We start from the raw sequence: 18,968 nt of genomic DNA, 5'->3' as shown, positions 1-18,968 counted from the left end.
GTGTCACTTGAGGACTTGCCTATGCTGATTTCGCGTTGGGGACGGTTTGCAGTTTTGTTTGCGGGGTTGTTCCTGGCATTTTCCATAGTCGCTGTGGATCACGCCGATGCGCGCCGTGGCGGCAGCTTCGGCAGTCGCGGCATGCGCACTTTCCAGCCGGTCCCGCCGACCAGAGTTGCGCCGCAACCGGCCGCACCGGTCGAGCGCTCGATGTCGCCCAATGCGACCGCGAACAATGCGGCCCGTCAGCCGCAGGCATTTCAGCGTCCAGGGTTTTTCAACGGCCTCGGCGGATCGATGATGCGTGGGCTGCTTCTCGGCGGTTTGATCGGCGTTCTTCTGGGCCATGGGTTCGGCGGCTTGGCCGGCATGTTGGGTCTTTTGCTCCAAGTACTGCTGTTCGGCGGCGCGATCATGCTGGCGATCCGCTTTTTCCGCTCGCAGGCGGCGCAAAACCCGGCACCCGCTATGGCCGGTGCCTCGCGAGGCACCGGGACCTTTGGGCGAAGCGCTGCAGCCCGGCCTGACCCGAGCAACACCGCAGCGTTCCCCATTCCAGGCATTGGGTCAGGATATGGCGGAACGAACCAAGACAATGCTTCCGATGAGATCACTCTCACCCAAACCGATCTGGACACGTTCCAGCACCGGCTGACGGAAGTTCAGGAAGCATTCGGGCGCGAGGACCATGCTGCATTGCGCCGGGTGGTGACGCCCGAGATGGTGTCCTATCTGTCCGAGGAACTTGCCGACAATGCCAAAAAGGGGCTCAGGAACGACGTGTCGGACGTCAGCCTGCTGGAGGCCGATATTGCGGAAAGTTGGCGGGAGGGTGATCGCGACTACGCGACGGCTGCTTTGCGCTATGAGTCTCGCGACGTGACCCGCGACCGCATCAGCGGCAAGATCGTTGAGGGCCAGGCCGATCAGCCGACGGAGACGGCCGAACTGTGGACCTTTACGCGGCAGAACGGCGGTGACTGGAAGCTTGCCGCAATACAGCAGCCTGGCTGATGTGCTTGCCTTCATTGAGATGTCTGCGCAGAGGCTGTTCAGGTTTCGCGCTACCACTCGAAGGCCAGCGCCCTTTTCGCGCGCTTGATCAATCCGTCACGGACTGATGCGGTGGCTCACCAGCGCGCGCCGGCCTCACCTTGAGCCCGATGGACTTGGCCAGTGCCGAGCGACAAACGGCATATGCAAGATCATTTGCCGCAATTTCTGCGGTGAATAGACCAGCTAAACACCGCATGGTCACGGCTTATTATTCCCCATTATCAGCTTCTTCTCTCAAAGATATGCCATTTTGACGCTATATCTCGTCAGGTTATGAGGCATTTTGTGATTAGGCAGTGAGAATGGCACTGGTCCCAGTACTCCGACAATGGCTTCTTCGCTCCGCGCACGATTGCGGACGTCTTTCGCACGACGAGCGACGAAGTCGGCCGACCTGCCGGGCAGGGCAAGGACGCCGTCCAGCACATGCTGCGGGTCCGGTCGGACAAGACCCATGGCCGATGTGGTCCACAAGATCGAGCCGTGCTTCGGTTCAACCCTTCGCAAGATCGCCCGCCTTGCCGCTAAGAATTGAGATCTGTGGCTCGGCCATATCGGATTCCTTCGCCAGTCGCTTCGCCCCCAGCCAAGCTCATGCAGCCGCAGCATCGCTGCCACCTCTTCAGGCTCAAGCATCTCCTCTCCCTGCATCGTTCTCGACAATGCAGGAATCGCCGAAATCCCAATCGTCATCCATGCCTCCTCTCATAACCGAGGGGGGGGCAGTTCTTCATTTCGTCAGGGGGTCAGTTTCTCAATTCGGCCGACACTCCCTTTGCCGCCATGATGCAAGCATCAACATCTGAGCCTTCCATGCTCAAATCGCCGAGGGTTGTTGAGAACTTCGGATGACCCGTATCGCAACCTTTAACGTCAACGGCGTGAACGGTCGCCTGCCCTTGCTCATCAAGTGGCTGGGTCAGACCGACTATGACATCGTGTGCCTTCAAGAACTGAAGACTTCGGATGAGAAATTTCCCGCGGAAGCCGTCAGGAACGCCGGTTATGGCGCGATCTGGCACGGGCAAAAGTCCTACAACGGTGTAGCTATACTCGCACGGGGAAAGGAGCCCCTGGAGCGTCGACGCGGCCTGCCGGGTGACCCTGACGATACTCACAGCCGGTATATCGAGGCAGAGGTGGATGGGATCGTCGTGGGGTGCATCTACCTGCCCAACGGCAATCCAGCGCCCGGCCCGAAATTCGACTATAAGCTCCACTGGTTCGACCGTCTGATCAGCTACGGCCAGCTACTGCTCAAGGAGGGGATCACAAGCGTTCTGTGCGGCGACTACAACGTCGTGCCAACGCCGATCGATGCCGTGGTGCCGAGACGTTGGATGGGCGACGCAGTCTACTTTCCGGAGAGCAGGCAGGCCTACGCCGAAATGCTAGACAATGGCTGGATGGATGCCGTCCGCTGCATTCATCCGGAGAAAGGCATCTACACGTACTGGAACTTCTCCTACCGAGGCGGTTATGATCCGAATTCCGGCCTGCGGATGGACCACCTTCTCGTCAGCCCATCACTTTCGAACAGGTTACGTGACGCGGGCGTGGATGCTGACCTGCGAGGCTGGGAAAAGCCGAGTGATCATGTGCCCGCCTGGATAGAGATCGACCCGTCCGGCAAGTAGTTGACATGATCGAATGTTCGGCGGAATCGCTGGGCGTCTTCGCCCACTGCTATAGAATGCGCTGCGAGATTGCTCACGCTGCTTTTCTGGCAGCCGCCCTAAACGGACGGTCAATGGTGAACGCATCCGGACGGATGGCTGCCTCCACCTGGCTCCAGGTCACGGGACGGGCGATTGGGAAGCCGGGTCGCGCTCGTGGGGAGAAGGCGCCGACCGCCGTGTTGCCGCGCCCATTGCGAAGGTAGTCGATGAAGATGCGGCCCTTTCGGGCTGCAGGCGCGGCGGAGAGCAGATAGCGATCAGGATGGGCTTCAGCGAGGCGCTTGGCGAACGATCGGGCAAGGAGCCGGGCATTGTCGTGCGTGATCTTCGTCTCAAGTGGGGCCATCAGGTGAATTCCCTTGCCGCCCGTCACCTTCGGCCAGCTCTGCAGACCTTCCGCTTCCATGATGTCGCGGAGCGTTAGCGCGGTCTCGATCACTTTGTCCCACTCGACCCCCTCGCCCGGATCAAGGTCCAGAACAACCCGGTCGGCATGTTCGATGTCGTCAACAGTAGCGTTCCAGGGATGCAGCTCTACCGCATCCATCTCGACCAGCCCCAGCAAGCCGGCAAGGTCGTCCACCCATACGCGCACACCTTCGCCACCATCGCGCTTTTGAACGCGCAACTGATGCACTGCTGCGGGGATCTTCGGCAGCGCGGCCTTGTGGTAGAAGGTTGCCCCGAGAGCATGGCGGACCAGCTTCAGCGGTCGGTGGCCGAGATGGACAAGTGCGTAATCGGCAACCCTCTGCCAGTAGCGCGCAAGCTCTTCCTTGGAGGGCGAGACCGCGTCGGGCAGCAATTGCAGGATGTTCTCCCTGGGAATGCCATGTTCCTGGGCTGGCCCACGTCGCTTTGAGGGCGCCGGAGGCTTGGCCGGGATCGCCACCAGGTCTTCTCGCAGACCCTTGAATACTGCCTCGCGCAACACGCCGCGATCAGTGACGCCGCTGAACTGTACCTCGGCCAGCACCTCTGGTCTGACCCACGTCGCCTTCGGCTTCACGATGGGCTCTGACAGAGGCGACTTGCTGATGATCAGCGGGTCGAGCCGCTCTCGAACCACTTGAGCAACGCTCAAGGTGTAGCCGCTGCGGGCCTTCCCGGCATAGAGCAGTCGGTCGCCCTCGCGGCGACCGATGTAGAGGGATGCGATGCGGCGCGGGTGAGCGCCCAGCTTCTCGACAAATGCCACGATGGGGAAAGTGTCGCTCTTGATGCACTTCACCTTGAGCCAACTGGTCTGGACCCCTGAGCGGTAGGTGGCATCGGTGCGCTTGGAGACGATGCCCTCCAACCCCATACGGCAGGCATGTTCAAACACGTCCGTGCCGCCCAACTCCAGATGTTCGGCGTAGGTCAATGTCGGGGCTGAGTTCTTCAGCAGCTTCTCTAGGGCTGCCTTACGCCTTACCAGCGGCTGCTGCCGCAGATCGCGCCCGTTGAGGTGCAGCAGGTCGAATGCGTAGAAGATGAGCCTCGGCGAATCTGGGTTGCCCAACTCCCGTTCCAACGCTTGGTAGTCCGGCAGGCCAGTGTCGCCGAGAACGACAGCCTCCCCGTCGATGATCGCCGACTTCACCGGCAAGCCCGCCGCCGCTTGAACAATTCGTCGGTATCGGTGCGACCAGTCGTAGCCACGGCGCGTGAAGGCTCTCGCTTTGCCGCCCTCAATGATCAGTTCGGTGCGGTAGCCGTCGTACTTGATCTCATGAAGCCATTCACCGCCCTCGGGCGCATTCTCGACCAGCGTCGGCGACTGGAACTCAATGAAAGAAAGCCCGTCTGTGGCGTTACGCATGCACCCTCCGACGGCGACTCAAGACGCAGAGCAGCAATAGGTTCCGGGGCATTTTAGCGAAATTGTATGTTGGGGCAGTTTATGGTTCCGTTGGAATTAGCATCAATTATCAAGCCGCGCACATAGCAAGGACTGGCGCGAGCTGGAGGCGGATTTGCTATGGCTCGATCTGCCGCCAGCCAAAATGCAATGACAATAGCCAGCGGCTTGGGAGGCTTGCGTGGCGCGGATCGTAGTCGCACCGCAATTGCACCGCCGTGTAGTCGTAGTCGAGGTGTCGGGGTCCGCCGAGCCTCCTTGCACCATCCTGATCTGATGTGCGTCCTGACATGGACTCTCCTTTCATGGCTGCATCGGGGCAAGCGGCAATTTCTGTCCTCACCAAAGGTCCGCTTTGTGAATAGCCGTTCATTGCGGCTGCCATGGATGAGCAACGGTTGGGTGGAAGCCTCACATTGCTGCGATCGATTTGAACCGGAACGGGCGCGCCATGAGCAGAAATTGAGAGACACATTCCGAAGTGGACATTCGGCTGATGCACTAGGCACGGAAGCAAGGAGGCTCGTGCATTCGGGGCGCGCCCTCTTTAAAGCCGTCACGGGGCTTGCAATTCGGTGGCGCATTGCGACACTTGTTGCATGAGCACGTCCGCACAACCAGTGCGTCTGGCCCGCCCCGAAAAGAAGCGGCGTCGCATCCCTATTGCGGTCATCATGGCGTTGAGTTTTGGCAGCCTCATATTCCTGTCGGTCGGGGGCGTGCTCGCGTTGTCGGTCGGCGCCAATTTTCGCAACACGTTCGACTTGCTCGGCGCCCAGTCGACACTCCTGATCGATGCGATGGAGGACTCGCTGCGCGCAGAGATGGGGGACGCCGAGAACGCGGTCGACGGCATCGCGCAGCTGTATGCCCAGGGCGAGTTCCAGATCGACGACGAGGCGATGTCTGCAGCCGTTGCCGGTGCTCTGGCTACCGCCTCGGGGGTCGAGGCGATGCTGATCTGCACCCCCGACCTGGTCTGCCGTGGCGCCGCGCGCTCAGTCGAAAACAACGTTGCAACGGGCGCCATCGAGCATTTTCCGGCCAAGCCCGAGAAGTCGCCCCAAGTCCGCGCCGCCCTCGAACAACGCAGACGGGTCGGCGGCAGGCAATGGGGGGCATTCGTAGCCAACGAGTTCGGCCTGTACGCGCATGTCTCAGTGCCGCTGGCACGTGATGGCGTGACGCAGGCCTGGGTGATCGCGGCGGTCGAATTGCAGAAACTGTCCGATATCACGCGGGAGCTATCATCGCGATTTGGCACGCATGCCTTCATTCTCGACGGCGAAGACCGCGTGCTCGCCGACCAAAGGCTGGCCGATCCCGACGCTCTGAAGAACGGCGTCCTGCCGCTGACGCCGCTGGCCACGTATGGCGATCCGGTATTGACCGCCTATAGCGCGCGGAAGGTAGAGCGGGATTTCGACACGCGCCGCGCCCGCGACATAGAAATCGCCGAGATCGACCGCAGCGTGGACAATGCGTCCGAGTGGAGCGGCGACGCCACCTACATCGCCATCACCCGCAAGATCGCAGGCTATGGCAACGAGCCCTGGACGCTCGGCGCGTATTTCGAGACCAGTCAGATCAGCAAGGAGATCGAGCGCGTGTTGGGATCGGCCCTGCTCGGTCTTGGGGCGATGGCCGTGGCGGTCATCGTCGCGATCCTGCTTGGCAGCCGCCTGTCGCGACCGATCCAGGCGATCGCCGGCCAGGCCATGCGCGTTGCCGATTTCGATCTCGACGGCGTGACTCCGCTGCCGCGCAGCAGGGTTCTGGAGTTGGACAACCAGGCTTCGGCCTTCAACGCCATGCTGATCGGTCTGCGTGCATTCTCGACCTATATTCCGCGCTCGCTGGTGGCCAAGCTGGTGCGCACCGGAGAGATCGGCATCGCCGAACCGCGCGAAGCGGTCGTCACCGTCATGTTTACCGACATCGTCGGGTTCACCACGCTGTCGGAGCAGATGGACGCCGCAGCCGCGGCCAGGCTGCTGAACCACCACTTCGCGATCCTGTGCGGCGCGGTCGATGCACATGGCGGTACTGTCGACAAGTTCCTGGGCGACGGCATGCTGGCGTTCTTCGGCGCGCCGGATCGTCTGAAGGGCCATGCCGCCGCGGCCGTCCGCGCCGCCGCGGCGATCCGCGAGGAGCTGGACAAGGACAATCTGGAAGCGGCTGGCGAAGGCCGGCCTCCGCTTCACGTCCGCATCGGCATCCACACGGGCTCCGTCATCGTCGGCAATATCGGCGCATCCGATCGCGTGAACTACACAATCGTCGGCGACACCGTGAACATCAGCCAGCGGCTTCAGGAACTCGGCAAGTTGCTCGCACCAGATACCGCGACCGCCATCGCGATTTCCGGCGAGACTGTTTCGCGGCTCGACGAAAAGTTCGAAACGATCCCGGCGGGCAAGCACAGGTTGCGCGGGCGCGGCGAAGCGACGGAAGTCTTTCAGCTTCGCAAAGTCGCAACGTCAGCACCGCCCCGTATGGACGTTCGCCACGCCCAAGCAGGCTAGGGCCATGCCGCTTCCATGCCGTTGATCGGCGGCTTGGAGAAGCCGGCGCGAATGCTGGTTCCGGCTAATGTCGACTTCCAAAAAGAGAATTCGGCTCCGCAAGGTCTCGAAAGGGTCATCGGCGTGAATTCGTCCTGCGCGAACGACCTTCCCCTCGGGGTCGCTCAAAGACTCCCATCTTGCGGACCAACCTCACCAAGGCGTCTGGGCTCAAAAAGGTCCCGCTCGAAGCCGGCTGCCGGTGTTGGTCAGGATGATGTCGCTGGCGACAGCACCTCTTCGAGCAGGGCTGTTGCAATGGCAAGGCTATCAGCAGCCATCTCCTCGTAGTCTGGCATGATCATGAGCTGTGCGATCGTCCGTCTGACGAACTCCGGATTCAGCTCTGCAAGCCGCTCCCTTGTTCGAGCGACACGATCCGGAAATGCCCGGAGGACGCCGGGCCCCGGCCACGATGAAGTCAATCTCGCCCAGGCCCTCGAACGCGAATTTCTGAAACCTCGTCCCGTCGCCGTCATATGCGGCAGGGCCCGTGCTGAAGCTCAGTTGGCTCTTGGATGGGTCAATGAAGCCGAGTAGCTGAGGGTCGTCGAGGAAGATATCGACGTCGTGGCTTTCGCGATGGTTGATCTGGATCATCATCGCCGTGCCGCCGCCAAACGACCATTCGAATTCAAAACCTCCGGCCTTCTCCCGGAGTTGGTCGATCAGATCGGCAGCAATGGCGAAAAGCCGCCGCCATTCGGACGGACGACGGCTATGGACCTCGATCATCAGGCAGCGAGTTGATAGCTCTCGCCGGACCAGGCAGAGAAATGGGCCGCGAAAGCCTTCAGATCATCGACCGCTATCTGGTGCGCGGCGGCGAACTCCATCTGCTGCTTGACCGGCACTTCTCCAAGGAAGGCACTGACCTGCCCAGGATACTGCTTCGCCAGATCTAGATCCGAAAGACAATGAGCCAGCGCCACCCCGTCGAGCTGTTCGCTGTAGGGCGCGTTCACTGTCGTCAGAACCAAGGCCAGATGCTCACTCGTAGTCATGCAAAATAGTCAATTCGTGGATCGGGCACAAGCTGCGAGACTCGGGCACTGCAAATGGCTCGCGAGACTCACAATCGCTACAGAAGCGCGCGGGATCGAGCAGAACGTTGGTGTCGACCAGCGTCACGCTTCGCCGCGCGTCAAAGCTATGATCGCCTCGGTGCTCAGCCCCTTGCCGGCATGGCCGCGCAGCTTGGCAAAGCGGCTCGCCGGCCGTTTTTCGTCCGCACGAACCAACACCACGCTGCCGTCGGCGGCGCGGCGAAAATCCACTTGGCTGCCCGGTGCGATCCCCAAGAGATCGCGCACGGGCTTGGGAATGGTCACCTGACCTTTTGCGGTTACGGTCGTTGTCATTGCAGCCTCTGTAAGGACACTTGGAAATACGGTATTACCTCCGCGCGATGGATTCAAGTATCGGGAGTTGCCTGAGCGGTTAGCCGCGAACGGGACATCCGCAGATCCTTCGCCGCTGACCTTCGGAACGCGGCATCGCCGCGACCATCTTGAGTTCATCTGGACTGGGGCAGGGCCATCCTCGCAAAGTGACTAGCAACAGTTCCGAACGTCCGCTTCACCAACTGTGCGCGAAGTCATTCCGAGCCGCTGCAAGTCCGCTTCCCGCCTTCTCACTCCTCTTTTTCGAGTCCCAACAACTGACTGCTTTCTGAATTAGACCGAGAACCAGGGGACGTCCGTCTTTGGACGTGCGTCGGCGATTGTCGTGTGGCGCTTTTTTGATCATCCTATCGAGCGGTTGGAAACTCGTTCGCTTCGAAAACATGGTGATGCACACGGCCGGTGAACATCTTGAGCAGCTCTCCAGTCACATCGCGGCTCTGAAAGCGAACATCGGACTGCAGCGCCTTCTTGCAGGCGTCCATGTCGGGATAACGGATGGCGAGCGCCATGGCATAGACGGGGGCGCCCTCATCCCGTGCCGTGCCATCCAGAACGCGCACCTCCTCGGCTCCAGGAAATTGCGTCCACAACGGCACTAGCCTTTCCCTGACAAAGCGCCGGAATTCGCTCTCGCGTCCGGGGTGGATTTCGCCTTCGAACAGGGCGTAGCGAATGATCATGGCGAGGGTTTCCTGATTTTCTGCGCTGGGATGGCCGCCGGGCGGCAAGGGCAGGTCGCGGTGCAATTCGTGGATTTGTCGTGCGAATGCGATGCGGGCGCATCGCGTATTGCGCCCGCATCGCCGGGCTCCTATTTGCCCCAGATCTTCTTGTATGCGTCGCGGTAGCCATTGCCGGGGTCGAATGCGTTATTCGGCCCACCGTCGAACTCGACATTGTCGGCCGTCACCACATGCAGCGGCGACAGATAGCCCGACCATTTTTCTCCAGCGATGGCGCGGTTCAGCTCGTCGACCAATTGCCAGCCCTGCAAGTTGAGCGGTTCGGCGACGGTCACCTTCTGGAACTGACCGGCGCGAATGCGCTGATAGGCCGATTCCGAACCGTCGCCGGCGGCGACATTGATCGGCGCGTCGGTACCGGCTTTGCCGGCGGCGGCAAGTGAGGGTCCCATGAAGTCGAAATAGAGATCGTTGATCGCCAGCGAATGCGTCCAGGCATCGCCGTATTTCTGCAGCAGCGAAGTGGTCAGCTGCGGCATGCGCTGCGAAGTCTCGGCGATCGGCGTGTCGACATATTCGAGCACCTTGCCGCCCAGCCGCTCGATCTCCGCCTTCATCTTGTCGGCTTTGGCGATGGCGATGGCATAGGTCGAATCGGTGAAGATGACGACGCCGGGCTTGCCCTTGGCATCGGCGTAGGCCCAGTCGGCCGCGGCCGTGGAGACTTGCATGGCATCCGTCGACACGTTGGCGAACACGCCGCTTTTCTCGTCGGGCCCGATCACCGGTCCGGCATGCCAGGAGACCAACGGGATACCTGCGGCCTTGGCCTGTTCCAGCGCCGGCGCCTGCTCGACCGCGTCAAAACCGTTGATGACGATGCCATTCGGCTTCAACGCCATGGCTTGGCCGAAGGCAGCGGTGCGGCCGCCGATCGAGCCGGCGCCGTCAATCACCTTGACGTCCCAGCCGATCGCCTTGGCTGCTTCCTCGACGCCGTTGGTGACGCCCAGGATGCCGCCGTTCTTGAGGTCGCCGGCGAGCACGACGATCGTCTTGCCTTGCTGCGCCTTCGGACCGGTGGTCGGGCCATCCCAGGCCGTGACCTTCTGCGCATATTTCTGGACCACCGCCATGGCGTCGGCTGTGGCGTCCGCCCGTGCCTGGCCGGCGAACAGGACAGGAGCAGCGATTGTCATGGCCATCAAGGCGACGGATGATTTCAGGAATGTTCTGCGTTGCATGTTGGTACCTCCCTTGGTTTCAAGAAATTGCATGGTCTTTCAAAACTCGGCTTTCGATTGGAGTTGACGACATGTCACCGGCTGATGTCGCCCGCCACCGGACCAACGCCGGCCGGATGTGCGTTGACGTAGATGGAGTAAAGGGATGTCTGCGCAGTGATGTAGAGGCGGTTGCGCTTGGGACCGCCGAAACAGACATTGGAAACGAGCTCGGGAACCAGGATACGGCCGATCAGGGTTCCGTCCGGCGCATGGACGCGCACCGAGTCGGCGCTGGAGGCCCAGATGTTGCCGTCGCGATCGACGCGAAAACCATCGAAGAGGCCTGCCCCGCACTCGGCGAAGATGCCGCCTGCGCGCGCCGACCGGCCATCGGCGGCAAGGTCATAGGCCTTGATCGCGCGCGGCAGGCCGGGCACATGGCTGGCACCGCTGTCCGACACGTAGAGGATCGTCTCGTCGGGCGAAAAAGCCAGGCCGTTCGGCTGCACCATGTCGGTGACAACGGCGCTCACCTCACCCGAAAGCTCGTCGAACCGGTAGACATGGGAGCCGCCGACCTCCGCTCTGGCGATCTTGCCCTCGTAGTGGCTTTCGATGCCGTAGACCGGGTCGGTGAACCAGATCGTACCGTCGGATTTGACCACCACGTCATTGGGTGAATTGAACCGCTTGCCTGCAACGGTTTCGACAAGCGTCTGCCAACGCCCGTCATGCTCGAGCCGGGAGACACGGCGCCCGCCATGCTCGCAAGCAACGACGCGGCCTTCGCGATCGAGTGTGTGGCCGTTCTGGTAGTTACAATGGGCCTCGAAGATGCTGACGGAACCATCGCTTTCGTCGTAGCGCAGCAGCCGATCGTTCGGGATGTCCGACCACAGCAAATGCCTTGCGGCGGGGACATACACCGGTCCTTCCGCCCAACGGCTACCGCTCCATAGAAGTTCGAGCTTGGCATGCCCGATCATCAGCTTGCCGAACCGATCGTCGAGAACCTCGTAGTCGTTCATTCCATGATCCACGGGTTTGGCTCGATTTGTCACTTCGAGGGCTGCGCGACGGTCTTGGTCCTGTTTCTTTGCGCTGCGCCGCGCTTGCGCTGGGCGTAGCCGGCAATGCCTATGGCGACGAGCAGCGTGACGCCGTTGAACAATGGCTCGACGAAGAACGAGCCGCCGAACTGCTGGATGCCGGAAATGCCGACCGCCAGGATGATGACGCCCGTCATCGTGCCCCAGACGTTGACTCGTCCAGGCTTGATCGTGGTCGAGCCGAGAAAGGCGCCGACGAGAGCCGGCAGCAGATACTCCAGTCCGACGCTGGCTTGGCCAATGCGAAGCTTGGAGGCGAGCAACACTCCTGTCAGCGCCGTCAGGAAGCCCGAGGAGATGAACGCCCCAATGACGAAGCGGCGCACCGGAATGCCATTGAGAGCAGCCGCCTTCGGGTTGGCGCCGATGGCATAAACGTAGCGGCCGATCGGCAGATATTCGAGAATGATCCACAGTGCGACGGCGATGCCAAGCACGTAGAGGCCGGTGATCGGCAGCCCGAACACCATCGTGCCGTTGAGCGCGTAGAAGCCGTTGGGCAACACGCCGACAACCTGCCGGCCGCCAGTGTGCCAAAGCGCCAAGGAATAGAGCACGGTGCCGGTGCCCAGCGTGGCGATGAAAGAGTCGATGCGGGCGACTTCGACCAGCAGGCCGTTGAGGAAGCCGGTCGCGGCGCCGAGAACCAGCACTATCATCACTGCCAGCGGCCACGGAATGCCGAACATGGTCTGCAGACTGATGGCCAGGATGTGCCACAGCACAATGCCGTAGCCGACGGTGAGGTCGATGCGTCCCGACGCCATCGGGATCATCGCCGCCAGCGACAACAGCGCAATAATCGCCTTGTCGGAGATGATCGAGCGCAGGTTAAGCAGCGTCGGGAACGTGTTCGGCAGCAGGATCGAAAACAACAGGATCAGCAACACCGTCAGGATAACCAGCCCGTAGACCGGCAGCAGCCGGATGACCTTCTGCCCCATGGACAAATCAGCCATCTCGCCGCGGGTCGGTTCGAGGGCGCTGGATTCGATCGATTGCATGAGTTCGCTCCCAGAAAGATCAGGCGGCTTCGGAAACCGATGCCGCGGTGATCACGGCGGATGTGGTGAGGTCTTTGCCGGTGAGTTCGCGAACGATCTGTCCTCGCGAAAACACCAAAGCGCGGTGGCAGATGTGGGCAATCTCCTCGAAATCGGTCGACACCACGACGACGGCGAGGCCGGCTTCAAGCGCGCGGCCGATCAGCCGGTAGACCTCAGCCTTGGCGCCGACATCGACGCCGGCCGTCGGATCCTCGGCGATCAGCAACGTACGCCCGGTGTGCAGCCAGCGCCCGACGACCACCTTTTGCTGGTTGCCACCCGACAGCGCCTCTATCGGCAGGTTCGGATCGTTGGGGCGCAGCCCGACGGAACTGCCGATCGCCTGCGCCAGCGCAGCCTCCTTGTGAGGCGCAAGGAAGGAAAACAGGCCGCGCTTGCCGGCGCCGGGATTGAGGAAACTGTTCTCACGGATCGACAAGGATCCAGCGATTGATTCTTCGGTCCTGTCACGCGCGATCAGGCCGATGCCGGACGACATCGCCGCGATCGGGCTGGACAGGTCCGGCGCAGCCCCGCGGATCGTCACCGTGCCGGAAAAGGCCTGGCAGCCAAACAGCGCCCGGCCAACCAGTTCCTGCCCGGCGCCGCGCAGGCCGACCAGGCCGAGCAACTCACCCTTGCGCACGTCGAAAGACACCGGGCCGGCACCGGCGCAGACCAGGTCGCGCACGGCGCAGATCGTCTCGCCGGCCTGCGTTTGAGCCTTGCTGAAAACCTGGCTGACCGGACGGCCGACGATCATCTCGACCAGTTCGTCCGGTTTTGTGTCGGCGACCTTCTTCTCGCCGACCAGCCTGCCGTCGCGCAGCACGGCGACGCGATCGGCGATGCGGAAAATTTCATCCAGGCGGTGCGAGACATAGATCATGCCGACGCCGCGCTGCTTGAGCGGACGGATGGCGTCGAACAGCCGCTCGACCTCGTCGGCGGGAAGGCTGGCGGTCGGCTCATCGAGCACCAGCACATCGGCCTCGGTAGCCAAGGCGCGAGCGATGGCGACCAGCGATTTTTCTGTACGCGTCAGATCCTGAACGCGTGTCGTCGGGTCGAAGTCACAGCCGACCAGCTTTAACGCCTCATGCGCCCTCGCCTCGGTCGATCGCCAGTCGATGAGCCCGGAGCGCAGCGAGAAGCCTTGGGCCAGACCGACATTCTCGCCGACCGTCATCCATTCGATAAGACCGAGATCCTGGTGAATGAAGGCGACGGGCTGGCGCTGGTTCGGCCGCGGCGGGCGATGATGGTAGGGCTCGCCGCGAAACAGGATTTGGCCGCCATCCGGCCGATAGATGCCGGCGAGCGTCTTGATCAGCGTCGACTTGCCGGCGCCATTCTCGCCGAGCAGCGCCAGGATCTCGCCCTTGTGCAGATCAAGCGTCACGTCGGAGAGCGCGCGGGTGCCGCCGAACTCCTTCGTAATTGCCTTGAACTCGATCAGTTTTTGCTCGGTCACAATCGGTTCCTCCCGAGATCGCCCAAATTATGTTATCGATAACATTTCTAGGCGTCAAGCATCAAAGAATAAGGCCATCGGATCAGCTGGTCTTGCCGTCGAGCAGACGCATCATCTCGGCCGAATCGTTCGGCCCCAATCCAGCGGCGCAGAGCAGGCGATGGATCTCGACCACCTGCCCGGTCATCGGCATCGGCGTCTTGGTTTTCAGCGCGAAGGCCTGCAGCGAATCCAGATCCTTCAGCATGTTGTCGATGCGGCCGGTGGCCGAAAAATCCCGGGCAGCGAATTTTGCCATGAATTCCTGCATGATGCTGGAATCGGCCCGCCCGCCCTTGAGTGCCGCGGGGATTGCCTTCGGGTCTACGCCGCCGGCTTCGGCAAGCTTCACGGCTTCGGCGACAGCCTGGAACAGTACGGCGCAGAACAGCTGGTTGATCAGCTTTGTCGTCTGCCCTGCCCCACTCGGCCCCATCAGTGTGTAGTTGGTGCAGAGATGCCGCATCACCGTGCGCGCCTGTTCGAAGTCTTCAGCCTCGCCACCCGCCATGACGGTCAGCCTGCCGGCCAGCGCGCCGGGAACGCCGCCCGAAAGCGGGCAGTCGAGCCATTTCATGCCGGTCTCGGCAGACAGCTTCCCGGCCATCCCAGCGGTGTCGGCCGGATCGATAGACGACATGTCGATCAGCAGCTTTTCGGGCGACGCAGCGGCCGCAACACCGGCGTCCCCGAACACCACCGAACGCACGATATCGGCATGGTTGAGACTGAGGATGACGAAGCTGCTCGCCCGCGTTGCTTCGGCAACCGATGCGGCGGCAGCCGCACCCTTGGCGGTCAGGGCGGCGACCTTGGCCTTGTCCAGATCGAATACCGTTACGGCTTGCCCAGTCTCGATCAGGCGGGTGGCTATCGCCGACCCCATGATGCCGGCACCGACAACGGCGACTTTTGTTGGTTGCGTCATTTCAACGTGCCTCTCTTTGATCTGGCAGGGCCGACCCCAAATGCACCAAGACCCTGCAACACTTTATCGGCAATCGTGTCGACAGGCGCGTCGATGTCCACTGTGACCACCAGCGGTTCTTCGCCGGGATGCTCCAGCGTAGCGAACTGGCTGTCGAGCAGCGCCGGCGGGAAGAAGTGGCCGCGGCGCTCGGCGAGCCTGGCTTGCAGCACCGCACGTGAACCGTTCAAAAATACGAAAAGCACCGGCCCGATAGCACCATGGCGAAGGCGATCGCGATAGGATTTCTTCAGCGCCGAGCAACTCGCGACGAGCCCGCGTCCTTGCTCATGTGCATGGCGCAAGGCTGCGCCCAACAGGTCCAGCCAAGGCCAACGATCCTCGTCGGTCAGCGGTATGCCCGCCGACATTTTCTCGACATTCCCGCGCGGGTGCAGCGCGTCGCCTTCGACAAAAGCGAGCCCTAGACGAGCCGCGATCGCGATGCCAATGCTGGTCTTGCCGCAGCCGCTGACACCCATTACGACGATGGACCAGGACTCAGAGGCAGGTTGTGATGCCGCCATCGACATAGAGCGTGTGTCCATTGACAAAGGATGAGGCCCGTCCAGCCAGAAAGATCGCCGCGCCGACCAGTTCGCCGACATCGCCCCAACGACCCGCCGGTGTGCGGTTGGTCAGCCAGGCTGAAAACTCGGGATTGTCGACCAGCGCCTGGTTGAGCGGCGTCTTGAAGTAACCCGGCGCAATGGAATTGATCTGCAAGCCATGCTTCGCCCAATCGGCACACATTCCGCGCGTCAGGTTGCGCACAGCGCCTTTCGTGGCCGTATAGGGCGCGATGTTCGTCCGTGCCAGTTCGCTTTGCACCGAGGCGATATTGATGATCTTGCCGCGCCGCCGCGGGATCATGTGCCGCGCCACCGCTTGTCCCACGAAGAACACGCTGGAGATGTTGGTGCGCAAGAGTTCCTCCCATTTGTCGGCGGGGAAATCCTCGAGCGGCATTCGGAACTGCATGCCGGCATTGTTGATAAGGATATCGATGGCGCCGATCGTCGCCTCGATATCGGCGACGCCGTTCGCCACCGCAGCATGATCGGTGACGTCGAAGACGGCGCTATGGACCTTGTGTCCCTTCGCTGTCAGTGCATCCGCAGCCGTTTTCATTTTTTCGGCGCTGCGTCCGTTGAGCACGATTTCGGCGCCGTGCTGCGCCAACCCCTCGGCCAGCGCCAGGCCGATCCCCTGTCCCGAGCCGGTGACCAGCGCCCGCATGCCGGTCAAATCGAACAATGAACTGCCCAAATGCTCCTCCTGAGCAATGTTTCCTGAGCGGCCACGATTTGCAGCGCAGCGCCACCAGTCCCTATTGACATGGATGTTATCGATAACATAGTCAATGGAAAAATAAATCCGCACAGGAGATGATGCCGTGACCGACATTTTGATGACAGGTCCCTATCCGGATTGGGACATGGCAGATCTTGAGGCGAAATATCGCGTCCACAAACTTTGGCAGTCCGAGGACAAGGACGCGTTGCTCTCAAGCCACGCCGGCGCGATCCGCGCCATAGCTACGCGCGGCGAGCTTGGCGCAAGTGCTGCGCTGATGGGAAAGCTGCCGCAGCTCGAAATCGTTTCCTGCTACGGCGTGGGCACCGACGCCATCGACCTTGCCTATGCCAGGGCGAACGGCATTCGTGTCACCAATACACCTGATGTTCTAACCGAGGACGTAGCCGATATCGGCATCGGGCTGCTGCTCGCCGTGGCGCGAAAAATCCCGCAGGCCGACGCCTATGTACGCGATGGAAGCTGGCGCAAGGGCAATATGGGGCTGGTCACGCGTGTCTGTGGAAAAAGGCTGGGCATTGTCGGCATGGGCCGCGTCGGTGCGGCGGTGGCGAAGCGCGCCGCTGCATTCGACTGTACGATTTCCTATTTCGACAACCGCAAGCGCGACGATCTTCCTTATACTTTTGTCGGCGATCTGGTCGAACTGGCGCGCGACAGCGAATTTCTGATCGTAACGCTCGCCGGCGGCGAAAGCACAAAACACATGATTAATGCGTCGATCCTGGCAGCGCTCGGAGCAGACGGTATCGTCATAAATATTTCGCGCGGCAGCACGATCGACGAGACCGCGTTGCTCGCGGCCCTGGAATCCAGTGCCATCAAGGGTGCCGGGCTCGACGTGTTCTGGAACGAGCCAACCATCGACGAGCGCTTCCTGAAGCTTACCAACATCGTGCTGCAACCGCACCACGCCAGCGGCACGGTGGAGACCCGCAAGGCCATGGGTCAGCTCGTTCGCGATAATCTCGCGGCCCATTTCGGCGGACAGACCTTGCTGACACCGGTCGTCTGAGAAGGGATCACATCATGAAGTCGATCGTCATCCACGCGGCAAAAGACCTGCGGATCGAGGAGACCGATCCGGGCTCCCCTGGCGCCGGACAGGTCGAGATCGCGGTCGAGGCTGGCGGCATCTGCGGCTCGGACCTGCATTATTACAACCATGGCGGCTTCGGCGCGATCCGCCTTCGTGAACCCATGATTCTTGGCCACGAGGTTGCGGGCACGGTGCGGGCCCTCGGCGACGGCATCTCCACACTTGCGGTCGGCGATCGCGTGGCGATCTCGCCCAGCCGGCCCTGCAATGCCTGTCGCTACTGCCTGCAAGGCATGCAGAACCAGTGCCTCAACATGCGCTTCTATGGCAGCGCCATGCCGATGCCGCACATACAGGGGGCGTTCCGCCAGCGCCTGGTCGCCGAGGCGTGGCAGTGCCACAGAATAGCCGACCACATCTCCATCAACGAAGCCGCGTTTGCGGAGCCCTTCGCGGTGACGCTGCATGCCATGAACCGCGCCGGCTCGCTGCTCGGCAAGCGGGTTCTGGTCACCGGCTGCGGGCCGATCGGCGCGCTTTGCATCCTCGCCGCACGAGCCCACGGTGCGCGCGAAATCGTCGCCACCGATGTCATGGAGGGCGTGCTGGCGAAGGCCCTGGAGATCGGTGCCGACCGTACGATCAATGTCGCGATAAATAGCGAAAAGCTCGCCGCCTATAATGTCGACAAGGGTAGTTTCGACATAATGTTCGAGGCCTCTGGCAATGAGCGCGCGGTACGTGCAGGGCTCGATGTCCTGAAGCCGCGCGGAGTGCTCGTGCAGCTCGGTCTCGGCGGCGATCTGTCAATCCCGCAGAACCTCATCGTCGCGAAAGAGATCGAGATGCGGGGCACTTTCCGTTTCCACGAGGAGTTTGCGCTCGCCGTCGACCTGATCAATCGCCGCCGGGTGGATGTCAAACCGCTACTGACGGGCATCTATGCTCTCGACGAGGCGGTCGCGGCTTTCGACATCGCCGGTGACCGAAACAAATCCATGAAGGTTCAGATCGCGTTCTGAAGATCCTTCGGTTGCGCTGGAGGCGCATCGGCATATCGCATTAAATCACGTCGGCGCCAACCGCCGCCAAGGCGGCGTGTGCCACATCGAAATCCTGCTCGCCGGTTCCCGAACCGACGCCGATGCCGCCCGCAAGGCGTCCGCCGAAGCGGATCGGCAACCCCCCAGGCAAATTGGTCACGCCGCCCTGCGAAGCGATACCGGCTGAGTGCGCCGCTTCGAACGCCATGCCGCCAGTAGCGGCATTTATTGACGCTGCGGTGCGCGCCTTCGCCTGCGCCGTACGCATGCTGAGGAACCGCGCGCCATCCATGCGCAGGCTGGCGAGGACTTCGCCGCTCGCATCGACGACCATGAGACATTGCGGCACGCCCATCGTGACGGCGCGCTGCTCCGGCTGCAACGGCTTTCAAAGCACCGTCATGCGTGAGGGTGATGGTCTTGCGAAACATCGCTATTGGGCTGCATTCGCTGCGTTTGAATCGATGCAGGAAC

General features: G+C 61.8%; 18 protein-coding genes and 1 pseudogene. 5 read left to right on the top strand and 14 right to left on the bottom strand.

Annotation, left to right across the window (positions count from 1 at the left end; genetic code table 11):
- Nucleotides 1-24: 24 nt before the first annotated feature.
- Nucleotides 25-1,014: a Tim44 domain-containing protein gene (locus tag NKJ55_RS15240; protein WP_352450689.1), complete on the top strand. Its 990-nt coding sequence runs from the start codon at nt 25-27 to the stop codon at nt 1,012-1,014.
- A 601-nt stretch (nt 1,015-1,615) separates the two neighbouring features.
- Here NKJ55_RS15240 and NKJ55_RS35640 read toward each other — a convergent pair.
- Nucleotides 1,616-1,749 (bottom strand): annotated as a pseudogene (locus tag NKJ55_RS35640) (IS21 family transposase); the annotation flags it as partial.
- A gap of 155 nt (nt 1,750-1,904) precedes the next feature.
- Here NKJ55_RS35640 and xth point away from each other — a divergent pair.
- A complete protein-coding gene (xth, locus tag NKJ55_RS15230) occupies nt 1,905-2,693 on the top strand; it encodes an exodeoxyribonuclease III (RefSeq protein WP_352450621.1) in 789 nt (262 codons plus the stop codon).
- Nucleotides 2,694-2,766: 73 nt separating this feature from the next.
- On the opposite strand, the gene ligD is transcribed toward xth, so the two are convergent.
- Nucleotides 2,767-4,539 carry a DNA ligase D gene (gene ligD, locus NKJ55_RS15225; RefSeq protein ID WP_352450620.1) on the bottom strand — a complete coding sequence of 591 codons (1,773 nt, stop codon included), beginning with the start codon at nt 4,537-4,539 and terminating at the stop codon, nt 2,767-2,769.
- A 638-nt stretch (nt 4,540-5,177) separates the two neighbouring features.
- Between ligD and NKJ55_RS15220 the strand changes: the two genes are divergently transcribed.
- Nucleotides 5,178-7,106 carry an adenylate/guanylate cyclase domain-containing protein gene (locus NKJ55_RS15220; protein WP_352450619.1) on the top strand — a complete coding sequence of 643 codons (1,929 nt, stop codon included), beginning with the start codon at nt 5,178-5,180 and terminating at the stop codon, nt 7,104-7,106.
- Nucleotides 7,107-7,415: 309 nt separating this feature from the next.
- On the opposite strand, the gene NKJ55_RS15215 is transcribed toward NKJ55_RS15220, so the two are convergent.
- From NKJ55_RS15215 to NKJ55_RS15165, 11 genes are all read right to left on the bottom strand, one after another.
- The gene (locus tag NKJ55_RS15215) at nt 7,416-7,880 is read right to left on the bottom strand and encodes a nucleotidyl transferase AbiEii/AbiGii toxin family protein (protein ID WP_352450618.1); all 465 of its coding nucleotides are present in this window, start codon (nt 7,878-7,880) and stop codon (nt 7,416-7,418) included.
- Nucleotides 7,880-8,110: a hypothetical protein gene (locus NKJ55_RS15210; protein WP_352450617.1), complete on the bottom strand. Its 231-nt coding sequence runs from the start codon at nt 8,108-8,110 to the stop codon at nt 7,880-7,882. Before NKJ55_RS15210 ends, NKJ55_RS15215 begins: the two co-directional genes overlap by 1 nt.
- A 162-nt stretch (nt 8,111-8,272) precedes the next feature.
- Entirely contained in the window at nt 8,273-8,506 is a 234-nt protein-coding gene (locus NKJ55_RS15205; protein WP_352450616.1) for an AbrB/MazE/SpoVT family DNA-binding domain-containing protein, read from the bottom strand.
- Between the two features lie 389 nt (nt 8,507-8,895).
- Complete coding sequence (locus tag NKJ55_RS15200; RefSeq protein WP_352450615.1) at nt 8,896-9,231, bottom strand: hypothetical protein; 336 nt, start codon at nt 9,229-9,231, stop codon at nt 8,896-8,898.
- A 131-nt stretch (nt 9,232-9,362) separates the two neighbouring features.
- On the bottom strand, nt 9,363-10,478 hold the full coding sequence (locus tag NKJ55_RS15195; protein ID WP_352450614.1) for an ABC transporter substrate-binding protein: 1,116 nt from the start codon (nt 10,476-10,478) through the stop codon (nt 9,363-9,365).
- Between the two features lie 74 nt (nt 10,479-10,552).
- On the bottom strand, nt 10,553-11,488 hold the full coding sequence (locus NKJ55_RS15190) for an SMP-30/gluconolactonase/LRE family protein (RefSeq protein WP_352450613.1): 936 nt from the start codon (nt 11,486-11,488) through the stop codon (nt 10,553-10,555).
- A gap of 29 nt (nt 11,489-11,517) precedes the next feature.
- Nucleotides 11,518-12,573 carry an ABC transporter permease gene (locus NKJ55_RS15185; RefSeq protein ID WP_352450612.1) on the bottom strand — a complete coding sequence of 352 codons (1,056 nt, stop codon included), beginning with the start codon at nt 12,571-12,573 and terminating at the stop codon, nt 11,518-11,520.
- A 19-nt stretch (nt 12,574-12,592) separates the two neighbouring features.
- Nucleotides 12,593-14,089, bottom strand: a complete 1,497-nt coding sequence (locus tag NKJ55_RS15180; protein ID WP_352450611.1) for a sugar ABC transporter ATP-binding protein — start codon at nt 14,087-14,089, stop codon at nt 12,593-12,595.
- A gap of 82 nt (nt 14,090-14,171) precedes the next feature.
- Entirely contained in the window at nt 14,172-15,056 is an 885-nt protein-coding gene (locus tag NKJ55_RS15175) for an NAD(P)-dependent oxidoreductase (protein WP_352450610.1), read from the bottom strand.
- Nucleotides 15,053-15,628: a gluconokinase gene (locus tag NKJ55_RS15170; RefSeq protein ID WP_352450609.1), complete on the bottom strand. Its 576-nt coding sequence runs from the start codon at nt 15,626-15,628 to the stop codon at nt 15,053-15,055. The genes NKJ55_RS15175 and NKJ55_RS15170 overlap by 4 nt, the downstream gene beginning before the upstream one ends.
- A complete protein-coding gene (locus NKJ55_RS15165; RefSeq protein ID WP_352450688.1) occupies nt 15,597-16,334 on the bottom strand; it encodes an SDR family oxidoreductase in 738 nt (245 codons plus the stop codon). Before NKJ55_RS15165 ends, NKJ55_RS15170 begins: the two co-directional genes overlap by 32 nt.
- Before the next feature lie 172 nt (nt 16,335-16,506).
- On the opposite strand from NKJ55_RS15165, the gene NKJ55_RS15160 reads away from it, so the two are divergent.
- Nucleotides 16,507-17,427 carry a 2-hydroxyacid dehydrogenase gene (locus NKJ55_RS15160; RefSeq protein ID WP_352450687.1) on the top strand — a complete coding sequence of 307 codons (921 nt, stop codon included), beginning with the start codon at nt 16,507-16,509 and terminating at the stop codon, nt 17,425-17,427.
- Nucleotides 17,428-17,441: 14 nt separating this feature from the next.
- Entirely contained in the window at nt 17,442-18,473 is a 1,032-nt protein-coding gene (locus NKJ55_RS15155) for an L-idonate 5-dehydrogenase (protein ID WP_352450608.1), read from the top strand.
- A 40-nt stretch (nt 18,474-18,513) separates the two neighbouring features.
- Here the strand turns inward: NKJ55_RS15155 and NKJ55_RS15150 are convergent, their stop codons facing one another.
- Nucleotides 18,514-18,876 (bottom strand): GlcG/HbpS family heme-binding protein, encoded by a 363-nt coding sequence (locus NKJ55_RS15150; RefSeq protein ID WP_352450606.1) that lies wholly within the window; start codon nt 18,874-18,876, stop codon nt 18,514-18,516.
- Nucleotides 18,877-18,968: the final 92 nt, after the last annotated feature.

The organism is Mesorhizobium sp. M0106 (genome assembly GCF_040322715.1).
Classification (GTDB): domain Bacteria; phylum Pseudomonadota; class Alphaproteobacteria; order Rhizobiales; family Rhizobiaceae; genus Mesorhizobium.
This window is presented reverse-complemented; position numbering and strand designations above follow the sequence as displayed.